16 protein-coding genes and 1 riboswitch are annotated in these 16,260 nt (G+C 74.4%); of the genes, 9 read left to right on the forward strand and 7 right to left on the reverse strand.

Annotation, left to right across the window (positions count from 1 at the left end):
- Positions 1-2: 2 nt before the first annotated feature.
- Positions 3-524 carry a low molecular weight protein-tyrosine-phosphatase gene (locus AC6CH9_RS11060; protein WP_498154915.1) on the forward strand — a complete coding sequence of 174 codons (522 nt, stop codon included), beginning with the start codon at positions 3-5 and terminating at the stop codon, positions 522-524.
- Here the strand turns inward: AC6CH9_RS11060 and AC6CH9_RS11065 are convergent.
- The 5 genes from AC6CH9_RS11065 to AC6CH9_RS11085 all read right to left on the reverse strand — a co-directional run bounded on the left by AC6CH9_RS11065 (position 437) and on the right by AC6CH9_RS11085 (position 4,334).
- Positions 437-1,072, reverse strand: coding sequence for a VanZ family protein (locus AC6CH9_RS11065; protein WP_498154916.1), 636 nt, complete (start codon positions 1,070-1,072; stop codon positions 437-439). The genes AC6CH9_RS11060 and AC6CH9_RS11065 overlap by 88 nt on opposite strands.
- 155 nt (positions 1,073-1,227) lie before the next feature.
- Positions 1,228-1,638, reverse strand: a complete 411-nt coding sequence (arr, locus tag AC6CH9_RS11070; protein WP_498154917.1) for an NAD(+)--rifampin ADP-ribosyltransferase — start codon at positions 1,636-1,638, stop codon at positions 1,228-1,230.
- Positions 1,639-1,729: 91 nt separating this feature from the next.
- Entirely contained in the window at positions 1,730-2,899 is a 1,170-nt protein-coding gene (locus AC6CH9_RS11075; RefSeq protein WP_498154918.1) for an alpha/beta hydrolase, read from the reverse strand.
- 176 nt (positions 2,900-3,075) lie between these two features.
- Entirely contained in the window at positions 3,076-3,678 is a 603-nt protein-coding gene (locus AC6CH9_RS11080) for a DnaJ family domain-containing protein (protein WP_498154919.1), read from the reverse strand.
- Positions 3,679-3,743: 65 nt separating this feature from the next.
- Positions 3,744-4,334 (reverse strand): hypothetical protein, encoded by a 591-nt coding sequence (locus AC6CH9_RS11085; protein ID WP_498154920.1) that lies wholly within the window; start codon positions 4,332-4,334, stop codon positions 3,744-3,746.
- A 247-nt stretch (positions 4,335-4,581) separates the two neighbouring features.
- Between AC6CH9_RS11085 and AC6CH9_RS11090 the strand changes: the two genes are divergently transcribed.
- From AC6CH9_RS11090 to AC6CH9_RS11100, 3 genes are read left to right on the forward strand one after another with little or no spacing between them, the layout of a single operon-like run.
- Positions 4,582-5,766: a pyridoxal phosphate-dependent aminotransferase gene (locus tag AC6CH9_RS11090; protein WP_498154954.1), complete on the forward strand. Its 1,185-nt coding sequence runs from the start codon at positions 4,582-4,584 to the stop codon at positions 5,764-5,766.
- A 44-nt stretch (positions 5,767-5,810) separates the two neighbouring features.
- Positions 5,811-6,701, forward strand: coding sequence for an endonuclease/exonuclease/phosphatase family protein (locus AC6CH9_RS11095; RefSeq protein WP_498154921.1), 891 nt, complete (start codon positions 5,811-5,813; stop codon positions 6,699-6,701).
- Between the two features lie 44 nt (positions 6,702-6,745).
- A complete protein-coding gene (locus AC6CH9_RS11100) occupies positions 6,746-7,174 on the forward strand; it encodes a DUF1761 domain-containing protein (RefSeq protein ID WP_498154922.1) in 429 nt (142 codons plus the stop codon).
- Here the strand turns inward: AC6CH9_RS11100 and AC6CH9_RS11105 are convergent, their stop codons facing one another.
- Entirely contained in the window at positions 7,175-7,561 is a 387-nt protein-coding gene (locus AC6CH9_RS11105; protein WP_498154923.1) for a CBU_0592 family membrane protein, read from the reverse strand.
- Positions 7,562-7,777: 216 nt separating this feature from the next.
- Here AC6CH9_RS11105 and AC6CH9_RS11110 point away from each other — a divergent pair, with 216 nt between their 5' ends.
- The 3 genes from AC6CH9_RS11110 (at position 7,778) to AC6CH9_RS11120 (ending at position 11,356) form a co-directional block, all read left to right on the forward strand.
- Positions 7,778-8,695 carry a LysR family transcriptional regulator gene (locus tag AC6CH9_RS11110; RefSeq protein WP_498154924.1) on the forward strand — a complete coding sequence of 306 codons (918 nt, stop codon included), beginning with the start codon at positions 7,778-7,780 and terminating at the stop codon, positions 8,693-8,695.
- A 184-nt stretch (positions 8,696-8,879) separates the two neighbouring features.
- On the forward strand, positions 8,880-10,370 hold the full coding sequence (locus tag AC6CH9_RS11115) for a lactate/malate family dehydrogenase (protein ID WP_498154925.1): 1,491 nt from the start codon (positions 8,880-8,882) through the stop codon (positions 10,368-10,370).
- Between the two features lie 122 nt (positions 10,371-10,492).
- Positions 10,493-11,356: a formate/nitrite transporter family protein gene (locus tag AC6CH9_RS11120; RefSeq protein ID WP_498154926.1), complete on the forward strand. Its 864-nt coding sequence runs from the start codon at positions 10,493-10,495 to the stop codon at positions 11,354-11,356.
- Here AC6CH9_RS11120 and AC6CH9_RS11125 read toward each other — a convergent pair.
- Complete coding sequence (locus tag AC6CH9_RS11125) at positions 11,269-11,595, reverse strand: SdpI family protein (protein ID WP_498154927.1); 327 nt, start codon at positions 11,593-11,595, stop codon at positions 11,269-11,271. The genes AC6CH9_RS11120 and AC6CH9_RS11125 overlap by 88 nt on opposite strands.
- Before the next feature lie 119 nt (positions 11,596-11,714).
- A riboswitch (glycine riboswitch) is annotated at positions 11,715-11,821 on the forward strand.
- Between the two features lie 131 nt (positions 11,822-11,952).
- Between AC6CH9_RS11125 and gcvP the strand changes: the two genes are divergently transcribed.
- The gene (gene gcvP / locus AC6CH9_RS11130) at positions 11,953-15,018 is read left to right on the forward strand and encodes an aminomethyl-transferring glycine dehydrogenase (RefSeq protein WP_498154955.1); all 3,066 of its coding nucleotides are present in this window, start codon (positions 11,953-11,955) and stop codon (positions 15,016-15,018) included.
- Positions 15,015-16,247, forward strand: coding sequence for a glycine cleavage system aminomethyltransferase GcvT (gcvT, locus tag AC6CH9_RS11135; protein WP_498154928.1), 1,233 nt, complete (start codon positions 15,015-15,017; stop codon positions 16,245-16,247). The genes gcvP and gcvT overlap by 4 nt, the downstream gene beginning before the upstream one ends.
- Positions 16,248-16,260: the final 13 nt, after the last annotated feature.

Here is a 16,260-nt window from a genome sequence, read left to right on the forward strand (position 1 = left end):
CCATGACCAGTGCCGAGGCCCCTGCGCCCTACCGCGTCATGACCGTCTGCACCGGGAACATCTGCCGGTCCCCCATGGCCGAGGTGGTCCTGCGCGACCGCTTCGAGGCGGCCGGGCTCGGTGACCGCGTCGTGGTGGACTCGACGGGGATCAGCGACGAGGAGCGGGGGAACCCGATCGACCGTCGCGCGCGGGCCGTCCTCGCCGAGCACGGGTACGTCGTCGACGGGACGCACCGTGCCCGCCAGGTGCGCGCGGGGGACCTCGTCGCGCGGGACCTCGTGCTCGCGATGACGTCCCAGCACGCCCGCGCCCTGCGCCGCCTCGACGCCACCGGCCCGGTGCGGATGTACCGCTCGTTCGACCCGGCCGCGCCCCGCGTCGCGGCGGGTGAGCCCGAGCACGTGCTCGACATCGCCGACCCCTGGTACGGCGGTCAGCAGGACTTCGAGGACTGCCTCGCCGAGGTGGAGGCCGCCGCGGACGGGATCGTCGACTTCGTCCGCGCGCAGCTCGACGCCTGAGCAGGAGCACCCGAGGACCAGCGGAAACGGTCGAGGAACGCGTCGAGCGCGGGGACGCGACACAGGAGGGTGAACAGCGCGTAGCCGAGCACGCCGCCCACGACGTTGAAGAGCAGGTCGTCCACGTCGGCGATGTGGCCGCCCCCGAGCAGGTGCGAGGTGACGTACTGGACGACCTCGATCGCCAGGCTGAAGGCCGCCGCCGCCGCCACGGCGCGCCACCACGACGTCCGCGCCAGGAGGAGCGGCAGGAGCAGCCCCAGCGGCACGAACACGAGGACGTTCATCACCGCGTCGGCGACCTCGTAGTCCGCCAGGGGCACGAGGGCCAGGTGGGCGTTCCACGGGGCGCTGCTCACCGGCTTGTCGAGGAAGATCGGGAACACCGTGTTGGCCACGACCCCGGCCGCGTAGACGGCGAGCGCGAGCGCGACGGCGGCCCGCGGCACGGTGAGCCGCCCGGCCCGGCGCAGACGCCACAGCAGCACCGCCAGGACCACCGCCCCCAGCGGGACGACGACGGGGAGGACGGGGACCTCGCGAAACACTCGAACCGCTCCTTCAGCTGGCGACGCCGCGCACGACGCCGTCGACGGTAGCGGTGCCCCGCCGCCGGGGTATCCACCGACAGGGCGAACCCGGACCCGGCGCCCTCCCCCTGCGGGGGTAGACGGCCCCTGCACGATGCCTGGGCGCGCAGCCCTCAGTTGATGATCTCGCCCCGCTCGTCGGACCGCAGAGCCGCGAGTCGCGCGCGCCAGGACGCCAGCGCCTCCTCGCTCAGGCGCGGCCAGTCGGTGACCTCGCGGACGACCCGCAGCGGTGCGCTGCTCCGGTACGACCGCGTCGGGTTGCCCGGGAACTTCTTATCGGTGACGTTGGGGTCGTCCTCGAACGGACCCGTCGGCTCGACCTGGTAGACCCGAGGTACCGCGTCGCCGGCCGCGAGCTCGGCGGCGAGGCCGGCGCCGTCGACGCGGGCGGTGAAGTACACGTGGTTCATGGTGACCTCGGGCCGGTAGTTCGACCGGAAGCCCGCGGTCAGCAGGTCGCCCGTCCGGAGATCGGCCTTCGTGCCGTGGAAGAACGGCCCCTCGTCCAGTGCCTGGCTCACGAGCCCACCGTAGGCCCGTGACCACGCTCGGTGCGGCGGGACGCCCAGGACGGGGGTGCGGGGTCGTGGGCCGGCCTCGTGCGGACGCCGTTCACCGGCGGCCGGCCCGGGTGCCGCGCAGCGTCCCGACGGCGGAGCCGACCGTGCGCGCGACGGCGCGCCCGGCGCGGTGGGCGCCCGCGCTGAGGCGGGAGAGCAGCAGGCCCAGCCGGCGCGACGCGGGTGGTGCGGCGTCGGGAACGGGGGCGGCGTCGTCGGGCACGTCCGGGACGACGGGCGCGGGACGCGGGAGGTACGCACCGACCCACTGCGCGATGCGCCCGTACGCGAGCGCGCGCACGGGCCGGGCGGAGAGCACGACGTCGTGCAGGGCGCCGTCGAGGCGCGCGACGGTGACGAGGTCGCCGAGCTGGACGGACCGCTGCGCGACGCCGTCCACGTCGATCGCCGTGTCCGTGTGCATCATCTCGGGCGTCCAGCGGGGCAGCAGCGTGCTCCGCGCGGAGAGCAGCACGAGCACCGGCGCCCCGATGGTCAGGCCGCGCGCGACGGTCTGCTGCCCGCGGAACACGGCGGACAGCCACGCGGGCGTGGTGCGGAACCCGTGCTGGGGACGCCACGCGAGGTCGTACGTCCACTCGCCGTCGAAGTCCTTGCTCACCGAGCGCGTGTAGAAGCCGAGATCGACGTTGGGCAGGGGCCGCGTCGGCGTGAGGCGCGCCCGGGCCCCGATCACGGGCTCGAGCAGGAGGCGCCCCACCTCGCGCGTCTGGAACTCCAGCCACGGGCTGTTGAGGACGAGGGCCGCCGCACGGCCGGGGTTCCGGGCGAGCCAGAGGCTGAGCGTCAGGCCGCCCGTCGAGTGGCCCATGAGGACGAGTTCGCGCGGCGAGCGCCCGTCACCGCGGTGGCCGATCGCCGCCAGCGCGGCCTCGAGGTCCTCGTCGTACGTCGCGAGGTCCGTGACGTACCCCGGCGTCTGGCCGGGGCGCAGGCTGCGCCCGTACTTGCGCAGGTCGAGCGCGTGGAAGCGCGCGCCGTGCGCCTCCCAGAAGTCGGCGAGCTCGGTCTGGAAGAAGTAGTCGGACCACCCGTGGACGTACAGGACGTCGAGGTGCTGGCCGCGCCCGTCCGCGTCGTCTCCCCCCGCCCGACGGCGGCGCACGAGCGTGGCGACGACGTCGCCCTCGTCGTCGGGGGCGAGCGGCAGCGTGAGCTGCTCGTAGTCGTCCCCGAGGACGTCGGGCTGCCAGTCGACCATGCCGCCGACCCTAGGCGCGCGGGCCGAAAGCCGCTCGGTGCGGCCGGCGCCGGGACCGTCCAGGGATTCCAGAAGCAACGCCGAGCACGACATGCGGGCCGTTTTCAGCCCGATAGCGACCCCCATGTCGTGCTCGACGGCGGTCGGCCGGACCGCAGGCGGGCGAGATCGTCGGGCTAGGTGCTCTGCTCCCGCCGTGCGCGCCAGCGTGCGACCTCGTGGTCCACGTCGCGTGTCGGCGTGACCACGGGCGGCCCGCCCAGGAGCTGGCGGCGGGCATCGACGACGCGCGCGTTGAAGTCCGCGAGGATGTCGCGGACGGTCGTCTCGTCGAGCTCGCGGTCGAGCCGGTCGTCGAGCTCTCGGTCCTCCTGCTTGAGCAGCATCGCCGGAGGGCCCAGCCCGGTGAGCTGTTCGCGCTCGATGACCGACTTGAGCCACCAGTCGGGGTCGTGCGTCCCGGTGAGCCCGGGGATCGGCTTGCCCGCGAGCGGGAGGTCGTCGAACTCCCCTCGTCGGATGGCCTGGTCGATCACCGCATCGACGTACAACGCGCGGTCCTCGGGTCGTACACGACGCGGGCCGCGGGGTGCGGCCGCGTCGTCGGGCATTTGGGACTCGGCGGCGGGCGCCCCGTGCCCGGCGGGACCGGGCGCACCCGCCTGTCCCGGGTCTCCGAGCTCCGACTTCTCGCGCGCGGTCTCGCGGTCGACCCGGTAGTGCGCGGCTCGCCGGACCGGGTCGTCGTCGGGGGCGCTGCGGGACCGTCGTCGGAACACGAGAACCTCCTCTGTCGGCGTCCCTCCACCCTAGGCACGTGGTGCGACGCCGCACGAGCCGCCGGTCAGCCGTCCAGGAGCGGGTGGTAGCGACGCCGCAGCCCGCGGTCGACGGCGGCGACCACGCCGGCGACGGACAGCACCGTGTTCACGGAGGCGGGCAGGTCGGGCACGAACGGTGGCGTCCAGCCGGTGAACCCGGAGACGAGGTCGAGAAGCTGTGGCACCTGCGTCACGAGCGCGACCACGAGCACGACCCACGCGGCGACGCCGACGGCGCGGCTCGCCGTCGGGCGCTCGCGGTCCATACGGTCCCGCCACGCCTCGGCCGTCCCGGGCATCGGCGGGACGTCCCGGACGTCTCCCACGGCGTCGACGACGCGCACGTACCGCATCCCGTAGAGGCTCATCCGGGCCTCGATCCGCGCACCGGGGAGGTCGAAGCGCGCCCGGGACCGCTGCTCGTCGACGAGGCGGCGATCGCGGTAGAGCCGGATCCGCTCGTCCCAGTCGAGGAAGTCCACGTCCACGACGTACTCGTGCCCGCCGTGCCACAGCACGAACGCGCTGCGCCACAGGACGCCCCACCCCCGGACCGGCCGGAACGCCTCGCCGCGGCCGTCGTCGGAGCCGTCGTCCCACACGTCCTCGGTCATACCGTCCATCCGACCCCGTCGGCCGACGACGGCGCGTCGCCCGGACGACCGACACCTCGCCGTCGCCGACATCCCTCGAACGGATGACCGACCCGGCGCTGACCCGGCGTCGAACCCGGGGTTCGTGCGCCGTCCGACCGCCGAACCGCCCGTCACCCCAGGTTCGGCGCCGTGCGACGGCGACAACCTCTGGGTCGGCGGCGGTCGGGTCCCGTTGACCCGGCATGATGGCTCCATGTCTGGGTCGATGAAGGTCTCGCGCCGCTCGCACGTGCCGCCGTTCGCGGTGATGGAGGTGCTCGCGGAGGCGAACCGGCTGCGCGACGCGGGGGCGTCCGTCCTCAACCTGTGCGCGGGCGAGCCGTCGACGGGCGCATCGGACGTCGTCCGCCGCCGGGCGATCGAGCTGCTGGAGCACGGCGACCTCGGCTACACGGAGTCGCTCGGCGTCCCGGCGCTGCGCCGGGCGATCGCGGAGCACTACGGCCGCTGGTACGGCATCGAGGTCGACCCCGGGCGTGTCGCGGTGACGACCGGGTCCTCCGGCGGGTTCCTCCTCGCGTTCCTCGCGGCGTTCGACGTCGGCGACCGCGTCGCGCTGGCCCGCCCCGGCTACCCCGCGTACAAGAACATCCTGCGCGCGCTGGGCTGCGAGGTCGTCGAGCTCGACTGCGGACCCGAGACGCGCTACCAGCCCACGGTGTCGCAGCTCATGGAGGCGTACTACGGCGGCGGCCTCGACGGACTGGTCGTCGCGAGCCCGGCGAACCCGACGGGGACGATGATCCTGCCCGCCGAGCTCGACGCCGTCGCGACGTGGTGCGCCGACCACGACGTCCGCCTCGTGAGCGACGAGATCTACCACGGCATCACGTACGACGACGCGGCGGGGGCCTCGCCCGCGGCGCTGCCGACCGCGGCGCGGTACGTCGGCGAGGGCGCCGTCGTCGTCAACTCGTTCTCCAAGTACTGGGCGATGACGGGCTGGCGACTGGGGTGGCTCGTGCTGCCGGACGAGCTCGTCGGGCCGGTCGACGCGCTCGCGGGGAACGTCGCGCTGTCCCCTCCCGCGCTCGCTCAGCACGCGGGCGTCGCGGCGTTCTCGCCCGAGGGGTACGCGGCCGCGGCCGAGAACGTCGCGCGCTACGCGGCGTCGCGCGCGCTCGTGCTGTCGCGGCTCGACGACCTGGGGTGGTCTCGCGTCGCCCCGGCCGACGGCGCGTTCTACGTCTATGCGGACGTCTCCGAGGACAGGCTCGACTCCGTGACGTGGTGCGAGCGGCTGCTCGCCGAGGCAGGCGTCGCGCTCACCCCGGGCACCGACTTCGACGGCGTCCGCGGCGGCGACTGGGTGCGGCTCTCCTTCGCGGCGGCCCCGGCCACGGTCGCCGAGGCCGTGGAACGGATCGTCGCCTGGCGGCGCACCCTCTGACGCGTCTGGTCGCGACCGTCGCGGGCTCGCGCGAGGATCGTGCGGTGCCGACCGACCCCGCCGCTCCCGGACTGCCCCCGCGACCCGACGGCGTGCTGCGCCTCGCGACGTTCAACGCGCTGCACGGCGCCGCGCTCGACGGGACGGTCGACGTCGAGCGGTTCGCCCGGGCGGTCGCGTACCTCGACGCGGACGTGCTCGCGCTGCAGGAGGTCGAGCGGGACTCGCCCCGCTCGCAGCGCGCCGACCTCGTCGCCGTCGCGGCGGAGGCGCTGCGCGCAGAACACCGGCACTTCTCTCCCACGCTGCGCGGCGTCTCCGGCGCGTGGGTCCGCGCCGCACGACCCGGATCGGGGGTGCGGCGCGTGCCCGGCGTCGCGTCCTACGGGATCGGGCTGGTCAGCCGGTTCCCGGTGGCCCGGTGGTCGCGGCTCGAGCTCGACCGGATGCCGTGGCGCTCGCGGATCCGCCGCCGGACGCCCGGCACGAGCACCGGTGCCGCGCGCCTCGTCCCCTTCCGCGTCGTCCCGGACGAGCCCCGCGCGGCGCTCGCGGCCGCCGTCGTGACGCCGTGGGGGCCGCTGACGGTGGTGACGGCACACACCACGTCCCGGCCCGAGTTCACGGCCGACCAGCTCCGGTCCTTCGCGGGGGCCTGCGCGCCGCTCCCCCGCCCGCTCGTGCTGCTGGGCGACCTCAACCTGCGGGCGCCCGAGCCCGCGGAGATCACCGGGTTCACGTCGCTCGCCGACGTGCTGACCCACCCCGTCGACCGGCCCGCGCGGCAGATCGACCACGTGCTCGCCGACTCCACCCCCGGGCAGGCGACGGTCCGGGCCCTCGGCCCCGCGACCGCCGTCGACACGGGCCTGTCCGACCACCGCGCGGTCGTGGTCGACGTGGTGGTCGAACCGCAGGCGGACGCGACGGCCTGAGCGCTACGCTCCGAGCGACGGCGTCGACGCGAGGGAGCGGTCCGATGGTTCCGGAGATCAACTACTGGGCGGTGCTGGCCGCGACGGTGTCGAGCATGGTCGTGGGCTCGGTCTGGTACACGCCGAAGGTGTTCGGCACGTACTGGATACGCGTCGCGAAGGTCGACCCGTCCGGGGAGGGCCGCGACGCGGTCGTGCCGATCGTCGTGACCCTCGTGGTCAGCTTCGTCACCGCGTGGGTGCTCGCGGGGGCGACCTACCTCGCGTGGTCCTTCTACGGCGGTGGCTACCTCGGCAACGCGCTGCTGACCGCCGTCGTGCTGTGGGCGGGCTTCACCGCGGCGCGGTTCGTCACGCACGACGCGTTCGAGGGCCGGCCGGCGGGGCTCACGGTCCTCAACGCCGCGCACGAGCTGGTCACGGTGCTGGTGATGGGCCTGCTCATCGGGCTCATCACGCCCGCCGGGGTGTAGTCAGGCGGCGAGCCCGACCTCGCGCGGCGAGGGGTCGCCGTCGGGCAGGACCGGGTCGGCGGCGACGGTCGTGGCCGCCCCCGGGACGACCGCAGCCGGGGTCGCCTCGTCGACGACGGTCGCGCGGCGGCGCGCCCGCGCGCGGACGATCACGACGATCGCCTGCACGCCGATGAGGATCCACACGATGTTGGCGGCCACCGACGGCCACACCCCGTTCGCGGCGGCGACCATGCCCATGAGGCCGGCGGCGGTGAGGTTGGTGAGCTGGAACGGGGCGGACGACGCGGCCCAGCGGCCGCGGCTGACCATCGCGTAGGCGACGACGCCGGCGGCGGCGCCGATCCAGCCGAGGAACATGACGAACGCGTCGAGGGTGACGGGCACAGCGGTACTCCGGTGACGAAGAGGGGTGGAGGGGGGTACCGCGACGCTGCGGTGGCTGTGCGCTCCGGGCCGGTGGCTGGTGGCGCGGGTGGTGCGGAAGCTCGGGCGCCGACCCGTAAGGAGGAGGAGGTAACCGACCGGCGCCACGACAAGTGTGAGGCCTCCGGGGCTTCAGCACAATCGAAGTATTCTGCACCGGCCGTTTAGCATCTCTACATGGCGACGGACCCACGCAGACTTGGTTTTCTCCTTGCCGTGCACCGTGGCGGGGGCATTCTCGCGGCAGCAGATCTCCTGCGCGTCACCCCGTCCGCGGTCTCGCAGCAGATCCAGCGGCTCGAGGCGGAGGAGGGCGTCGTCGTGCTCGACCGCGGCCCGCGCGGCGTGACCCTCACCCCGGCCGGGCGCGTGCTCGCCGAGACGGCCGAGCGCATCGAGACCGAGCTCGTCGAGGCGCGCAAGGCGCTCGCGGCGCTGGGCGACGAGGTCAGCGGCCGCGTCGCGGTCGGCTCGTTCCAGACGGCGATCCGAGCCGTCGTCGCGCCCGTCGCCGGGCGTCTGGCGGAGACGGCGCCGGGCATCGAGCTCGACGTGCAGGAGCGCGAGCCCACCGAGGCGCTGCGCCTCCTGCGCGCGGGCGAGCTCGACGTCGTGCTCCTGGAGCGCGACTACGAGGCCGACTCCCCCGCCCCGCGCGGGACGCGCGAGATCGTGCTGCTCGACGAGCCGTGGCGGCTCGTGGTCCCGGCGAGCATGCCCACCCCGACCCGCCTCGACGACGTGCGCGACGTCGTCTGGCTCGGACCCGAGCCCGGCACCGCCGCGGCACGCGCCCTGCGCCGGCTCGCCCGCGGTCTCGGCGGGACCGTGCGCACGCAGCACAACTACTACGACTTCGACGTCGCGCTGTCGCTCGTCGCGGCCGGGCTCGGCGTCGCGATGCTCCCGGCGCTCGCGGTCGAGGGCGGCGCGTCGGACGAGGTGCCCGACGGCGTCACGGTCGTCGGCCTGCCCGGCCTCGGCTCGCGCCGCCTCGTCGCGCGTCACCGCGCGACCCGCCACGAACCCCGCCCGGTCGTCTCCGCGGTGCTCGACGAGATGGTCGCCGCCGCGGCAGACATCGCCTTCGCCTGACGCGTCGAGGTAGAGCCGTGGTCGTGCGAGGTAGAGCCGTGGTTTGCGGAGGTCGTCGACCGGGTTTCTACCTCGGCGAACCATGGCTCTACCTCGGCGCGCCCAGGTTGCGGTTCTTGCGCGTGCCCTCGCCGGAGCACAGGAAGATCTCCCGGGCTCGTCGGCCGGGACGTAGCCTGCCGGGGTGGACGTAGCGGTGGTGGGGGCGACGGGAGACGTCGGCCGGCAGGTGTGCACGCAGATCGTCGAGCGGCGGGTGCTCCCGCCGACGGCGCGGCTCCAGCTCGTGGGACGTGCGGGCGGGGCGTCGGGCCGGGCCGTGCACGGGCTGCGCGCCGACCTGGTCGACGCGTACGACGAGCACGCGCCGCTCCTCGACGTCGCGCACTCCCCCGAGGACGTCACGGCGGACGTGATCGTGGTCGCCGCGGGCCTGACGCCCCCGGCCCGGACGGGAGCCGATCCCGACCGCCGGGTCCTCGCCGCCACGAACGGCGCCGTGCTCGCCGAGTACGCCGACGCGATCGCGCGCCACGGGTCGGGGCACGAGGTGGTCATCGTCGTGACGAACCCCGTGGAGCTCGGCGTCGCCGTCATGGCGGAGCGCCTCGGTCGGCACCGCGTGCTCGGGATGGGCGCGTGGCTCGACACGCTGCGCTTCCGGCGTGAGCTCGCGGTCGAGCTGGGCGTGCGTCGGCATCGCGTCGGCGGGTTCGTCGGGGGTCAGCACGGCGAGGACGCCGTGCCGCTGTGGTCGACGGTCCGGGTGAGCGGGCTCGACGCCGACGAGCTGTCCCGCGCCGTCGCGGCGCTGCGCCGGGGCCGCACGCTCGACGCGCTGCCCGCCGAGATCGCGGCCGCGAAGGACGAGCTCGCGCGCGTCGCCGCCGACGACATGGGCGCGGCGTTCGACCGCATCGACACGTGGCCGGCGGACCTGCGGCTCGTCACGCGGCCCTGGATGACGCACCAGTCGGGCGCCAAGACGCCCGCCGGGACGGCCAGCGCGACCGTCGACCTGCTCGAGGTGATCCTCGACGGCCGCGAGATCGTCGTCGCCGGTCAGGTGGCCCTCGACGGCGAGCTCGGCGGACGGCTCGCCGGCCCGACCGGCGGCCGCGGGGCGCCCGACGGCGGCCCGTTCCGCGGCGTACTCGGCGTCCCGGTGGTCCTCGGGCCGGGCGGGTGGACGCGCGTGCTCCTCGACGACCTGCCCGACGACGAGGGGCGCCGCCTCGCGCACGCGGCAGACGGCATCGAGCGGATGGTCGCCGCGAGCACGGCGCCGCAGGACGACGACCGACCGGCCGGCCGGGAGCGTGCCCGGACCGGTGCGCCCGCCCCGGGTGCGTCGACCGCGACCGGCGACCGGGCGCCGTCGGGCCGGGGCGGTGCGGAGACCGCGTGGGTCGCGACCGTGCACGGCCTCGACCAGCCCGGCACGCTCACGGCGCTCACGGGAGTGTTCTCGACGCGCGGGGTCAGCTTCGACTCGCTGGCGACGGAGCCGGTGGACGACGACGGCCGGGCCGGGCGGATCGTCGTGACCTTCCGCGCGACTCCGCGCCGCACGCGGGCCCTCGAGCGCGCGGTCCGGCGACTCGCGACGGTCCGGTCCGTCACGGTCGAGCCCGCGCCCGGTACGGAGTTCTCACAGGGCCTCCCCACGCGCTGAGCGACCCCGGTAACGAGGTCGCTCCCCCGCGGGAACGCGGTCGAAACCGCGGGTTCCTAGCGTGGGACGCGCCGTCGGGCGCTCCCCTGCCGCGACGTCGCCTCAGAGACCGGAGCCCGCCCATGTCCTACGTCAAGCCCGCCGAGCTCGTCCCGACGATCATCGACGCCGGCGCCAACAAGGTCCTGCTGTCCACGCGCGACACGCTCGTGCGCTCGACGATGGGCGGCGCGATCCTCGCGATCGCCGCCGCGTTCGCCGTGACGGTCACGGTCACGACGGGCCACGCGATCCCCGGCGCCGTCCTCTTCCCCGTCGGGTTCATCCTGCTGTACCTGCTCGGGTACGACCTGCTCACCGGCATGTTCGTCCTCGGCCCCCTGGCCTGGCTCGACAAGCGGCCCGGGATCACGGTGCGCGGCGTCCTGCGCAACTGGGGCCTCGTGTTCGTGGGGAACTTCCTCGGCGCGTTCGCCGTCGCCGTGATGATGGCGATCGTCGTCACGTACGGGTTCGACACCCCGCCCAACGAGGTCGGTCAGGCGATCGGGCACATCGGCGAGGGCCGGACGGTCGGGTACGCGGAGCACGGGGCGTCGGGCATGCTCACGCTGTTCGTGCGCGGCATGCTGTGCAACTGGATGGTGTCCATGGGCGTCGTCGGCGCGATGATCGCGAAGGACGTGCCCGGCAAGGCCATCGCGATGTGGATGCCCGTGATGCTGTTCTTCTTCATGGCGTTCGAGCACTCGATCGTCAACATGTTCCTGTTCCCGTCCGGGCTGCTGCTCGGGGGCGAGTTCACGATCATGGACTACCTCGTCTGGAACGAGATCCCCACCGTGCTCGGCAACCTCGTCGGCGGCCTGCTCCTCACCGGCCTCCCGCTCTACCTCACCTACGGCCGCCCGGCGGCGCGCCGTGGGGTGCAGGAGCCGCAGCCCGGCCCGACGGCGGAGCGCGAGCTGGTCTCCGAGCCCGCCTGACGCGATCCCGCCCGCCGAGCGCGCGTCACCGGCTCCGGTCGGCCTCGCGCCGCACGGTGGGCGGTCCGCCACGCCTCGTCGCTCGCGAGCGTCGTCGCGGTGCGGATCCCGGCGACCTGGTTGCGACCCACACACCCGGACGCCGTCGCCCGGGCGCACCAGACGAGCAGGACCCCGGCACCGGCGAGCACGAGCAGGAGCACGACGTCGGCCCACGCATCGGCGTTCACGGCACCCACCCTGCCACGACCGGTGCGGTGCGGACGGGTTCGCAGAGAGCGCGGGGACGCTCCGGACGTCGCGGCGGCGGCACACGGCTGCCCGGTATGATCGAGCCCACAACTGCAGTACTGCCGCCCGAACCACGACGGGAGAGCTCGGCACCTGGTCCAGCGGACCGGCGCCGGCGCCGAAGGAGCAAACCCTCCCCGGGAATCTCTCAGGCCCCCGTACCGTCGAGGTGAGGCAACTCTGGAAAGCGGCCGTGCGCCCGTCGGACCCCCGGCGGCCTCGGCCCACCGACGGTGCAAGTCGGCGCGCCCCGGCCCTCGCGGCACGGCGGACCGGCAAAACTCTCAGGTCGACGCGTGCGTCCGATGACAGAGCGGGGAGGGACCCGCCGTCGTCCCCTCCACCGGGAGTCCCTCGTGACCCAGCCGTCCTTCGACCCCAGCTCACGGCACAACGCCGCGTCCGGCGCGTTCGCGCCGCGCCACCTCGGCCCGCGCGGGCGCGAGGTCGGGGCGATGCTCGACCAGCTCGGCTACGCCACGCTCGACGCGCTCGTCGACGCGGCGGTCCCCGCGTCGATCCGCTCCGAGCGTCCGCTCGACCTGCCCGCGGCGCGCACCGAGACCGAGGTGCTGGAGCACCTGCGCGCGCTGGCCGGAAAGAACGTCGTCAAGACGCAGATGATCGGGCTCGGCTACTACGGCACCGTCACTCCCCCGGTGATCCGCCGCAACGTCCTCGAGTCGCCCGCCTGGTACACGGCGTACACGCCGTACCAGCCGGAGATCTCGCAGGGTCGTCTGGAGGCGCTCCTCAACTTCCAGCAGGTCGTCGAGGACCTCACGGGCCTGGACGTCGCGAACGCGTCGCTCCTCGACGAGGCCACCGCGGTGGCCGAGGCCGTCGCGCTCATGTGGCGGGCGTCGCGTGCGAAGAGCGGCTACGTGGCCCTCGACGCCGACCTCTTCCCCCAGACGCTCGCGGTGACGCTCGGTCGCGCGCACGCCGTCGGCCTGCCCGTGGTGGTCGCCGACCTGTCGGGTGGCCTGGACGCCGGTCTCGCCGCGGCCCGCGCCGCAGGAGCCTTCCCCGCCGGGGTGGACGACGACGCACAGCTCGTGGGCGTCGTCGTCCAGCAGTCCGGGGCGTCGGGACGCGTCGTGGACTGGCGCCCCGTCGTCGCGCAGGCCAAGGCCGCGGGTGCGCTGGTGACGGTCGCGAGCGACCTGCTGGCCCTGACGCTGCTGGTCTCTCCCGGTGAGCTCGGCGCCGACGTGTCCGTGGGCTCCGCCCAGCGGTTCGGCGTCCCGCTGTTCTACGGCGGACCGCACGCGGCCTTCATGGCCGTGCGCAAGGGTCTGGAGCGCTCGCTCCCCGGCCGGCTCGTGGGCGTCTCGATCGACGCCGACGGCGACACCGCCTACCGCCTCGCGCTCCAGACGCGCGAGCAGCACATCCGCCGCGAGAAGGCGACGAGCAACATCTGCACCGCGCAGGCGCTCCTCGCCGTCGTGGCGTCGATGTACGCCGTCTACCACGGCCCCGACGGCCTCCGCGCGATCGCCGAGCGCACGCACGCGCACGCCACCACCCTCGCGGATGCCCTGCGCGCGGGCGGCGTCACCGTCGAGCACGACGCCTTCTTCGACACCGTCCGCACCCTCGTCCCCGGCCGTGGCGAGGAGATCGTGCGAGCCGCGGCAGCAGCGGGAATCAATCTGTACAACCCTGATGCCGACCATGTACAGATCGCCTGCGACGAGACCACCACCTCCGCGACCCTCGCTGCGGTGCTTCAGGCCTTCGGCCTCGCGGACCGGGCCTCTACCTCGTCGGACCAGGCCTCTACCTCGCGAGGTAGCGGCCTGGTCATGAGCGGAAGCGAGGCGGACGGCGAGGCCGTCTCCCCCGCCGGGACCGACCGCGAGCTCCCGACGTGGGCACGCCGCGCGACGCCGTACCTCCAGCACCCGATCTTCCACCTGCACCGCTCCGAGACGTCGATGCTGCGCTACCTGCGCCGGCTCTCGGACAAGGACCTCGCGCTGGACCGCACGATGATCCCGCTGGGCTCGTGCACCATGAAGCTCAACGCGACGGCCGAGATGGAGGCGATCTCCTGGCCGGAGTTCGCGGACCTCCACCCGTTCGTGCCTGCCGACCAGGCGCGCGGCTACGCAGAGCTCATCGGCGGCCTGGAGTCCGCGCTCGCGGAGATCACGGGCTACGCGGGGGTCTCGGTGCAGCCGAACGCCGGGTCGCAGGGCGAGTTCGCGGGCCTGCTGGCGATCCGCGACTACCACGTGTCGCGCGGTGACACCGAGCGCGACGTGTGCCTCATCCCGGCGTCGGCGCACGGGACGAACGCAGCGTCGGCGGCGCTCGCGGGTCTGAAGGTCGACGTGGTGAAGACCGCGGAGAGCGGCGAGGTCGACCTCTCAGACCTGCGGGCGAAGCTCGCCGACCACGGGCCCCGGGTCGCGGCGATCATGATCACGTACCCCTCGACGCACGGCGTCTACGAGGAGCACGTTCGCGAGGTCTGCGACCTCGTACACGAGGCCGGTGGTCAGGTGTACATCGACGGGGCGAACCTCAACGCGCTCGTCGGCCTCGCGCGCCCGGGCGAGTTCGGCGGCGACGTCTCGCACCTGAACCTGCACAAGACGTTCTGCATCCCGCACGGCGGGGGAGGACCGGGTGTCGGCCCGGTGGCCGTCGCCGAGCACCTCGTCCCGTTCCTCCCCGGCGACCCGCTCGCGCCGGGCGCGTCCACCGCGACCCCCGTCTCGGCGACGCGGTACGGGTCGGCCGGGATCCTGCCGATCTCGTACGCGTACGTCGCGCTCATGGGTCCGGACGGGCTCACCGAGGCCACGAAGACGGCGGTGCTCACGGCGAACTACGTCGCGAGCCGCCTCGCCGACCACTACCCGGTGCTCTACACCGGGCCGAACGGCCTGGTCGCGCACGAGTGCATCCTCGACCTGCGCCCGATCACGGCGGAGACCGGCGTGACGGCGGAGGACGTCGCGAAGCGGCTCATGGACTACGGGTTCCACGCGCCGACGCTGTCGTTCCCGGTCGCGGGCACGCTCATGGTCGAGCCGACCGAGAGCGAGGACCTCGCCGAGCTCGACCGGTTCGTCGACGCGCTCGTCGCGATCCGCGGCGAGATCGACGCCGTCTCCTCGGGCCGCTGGAGCGTGGAGGAGTCGCCGCTGCGTGGCGCCCCGCACACGGCGGCGGCTCTCGTCGCCGAGGAGTGGGACAAGCCGTACTCGCGCGAGCTCGCGGCGTACCCGGTCGCGAGCCTGCGCGCCGGGAAGTACTGGCCGCCGGTGCGCCGCATCGACGGTGCGCGGGGCGACCGCAACCTGGTGTGCTCGTGCCCGCCTGTGGAGTCCTACGTGACGGGAGACCTCGCATGACCGACCAGCCGACCGACCTGATCGACCAGCCGACCGGCGGGCCGACCGACAGGCGCAGCCCGCTGCACGACGAGCACGTCGCGCTGGGTGCGAACCTCACGAGCTTCGGCGGCTGGCTGATGCCGCTGCGCTACACGTCCGACCTCGCGGAGCACCGCGCGGTCCGGGAGGCCGCGGGGTTGTTCGACCTCTCGCACATGGGGGAGATCGAGGTCGCCGGCCCGCAGGCGGCGGCCGCGCTGGACCATGCGCTCGTCGGCAACCTCACGGCGGTCGCGCCGGGGCGGGCGCGCTACACGATGATCTGCCAGGAGGACGGGGCGGTCCTGGACGATCTCGTCGTGTACCGGCTGGGTGCGGAGCGGTTCCTCGTCGTCGCGAACGCGGGGAACGCGGACCTCGTCGCGCGCGAGCTCGTGGCCCGCGCCGCGGGGTTCGACGCCACGGTCACGGACCAGGGCGCGGACACGGCGCTCGTCGCGGTCCAGGGCCCCCGCGCGGAGGAGATCGTCGTCGGCCTGACGGACGCGGCCGGCTCGGACGCCGCCGGGGCCGTGCGCGACCTGAAGTACTACGCGGCCGTCCCGCTCGCGCTGTCGACGGCCGCCGGTCCGGTCGACGCGCTCGTCGCACGGACCGGGTACACGGGGGAGGACGGCTTCGAGCTGTTCGTGCCCGCGGACCGTGCCGCGGACCTGTGGCGCACGGTGCTCGCAGCCGGTGCGCCGCTGGGCCTCGTCCCGGCGGGCCTGTCCGCGCGCGACTCGCTGCGCCTGGAGGCGGGCATGCCGCTGTACGGGCACGAGCTCGACACGACGACCACGCCGTACGAGGCAGGACTCGGCCGCGTGGTGAAGCTCGACAAGGTCGCCGACGACGGCACGCCGCTCGAGTTCGTCGGTCGGGCCGCGCTCGCGGCGCGCCGGGCGTCCGCGCCCGCGCGCGTGCTCGTCGGCCTGAAGGGCCTGGGGCGCCGTCCCGCCCGCGCGGGCTACGCCGTCGTGCTCACCGACGCCGAGCCCGGGGGAGCGGTGGGGGAGTCCGCGCGCCGGGTCGGCACCGTGACCTCCGGTGCGCCCTCGCCGACGCTGGGCCACCCGATCGCGCTCGCGTACGTGACGCCGGAGCTCTCGGCGGAGGGCACCGAGCTCGCGGTCGACGTGCGCGGCCGCGCGGAGCCCGTGGTGGTCGTGCCGCTCCCGTTCTACCGTCGTCCCCAGCAGTCCTGACCCGCCCAGCCGT

The organism is Cellulosimicrobium sp. GQ32 (genome assembly GCF_059758455.1).

Bases quoted from the DNA above. Each gene is read 5' to 3' on its own strand.
- AC6CH9_RS11060 (WP_498154915.1), top strand. From the start codon at position 3: ATGACCAGTGCCGAGGCCCCTGCGCCCTACCGCGTCATGACCGTCTGC.
- AC6CH9_RS11075 (WP_498154918.1), bottom strand. From the start codon at position 2,899: ATGGTCGACTGGCAGCCCGACGTCCTCGGGGACGACTACGAGCAGCTC.
- AC6CH9_RS11085 (WP_498154920.1), bottom strand. From the start codon at position 4,334: ATGACCGAGGACGTGTGGGACGACGGCTCCGACGACGGCCGCGGCGAG.
- AC6CH9_RS11090 (WP_498154954.1), top strand. From the start codon at position 4,582: ATGAAGGTCTCGCGCCGCTCGCACGTGCCGCCGTTCGCGGTGATGGAG.
- AC6CH9_RS11100 (WP_498154922.1), top strand. From the start codon at position 6,746: ATGGTTCCGGAGATCAACTACTGGGCGGTGCTGGCCGCGACGGTGTCG.
- AC6CH9_RS11110 (WP_498154924.1), top strand. From the start codon at position 7,778: ATGGCGACGGACCCACGCAGACTTGGTTTTCTCCTTGCCGTGCACCGT.
- AC6CH9_RS11120 (WP_498154926.1), top strand. From the start codon at position 10,493: ATGTCCTACGTCAAGCCCGCCGAGCTCGTCCCGACGATCATCGACGCC.
- gcvP (WP_498154955.1), top strand. From the start codon at position 11,953: ATGACAGAGCGGGGAGGGACCCGCCGTCGTCCCCTCCACCGGGAGTCC.
- gcvT (WP_498154928.1), top strand. From the start codon at position 15,015: ATGACCGACCAGCCGACCGACCTGATCGACCAGCCGACCGGCGGGCCG.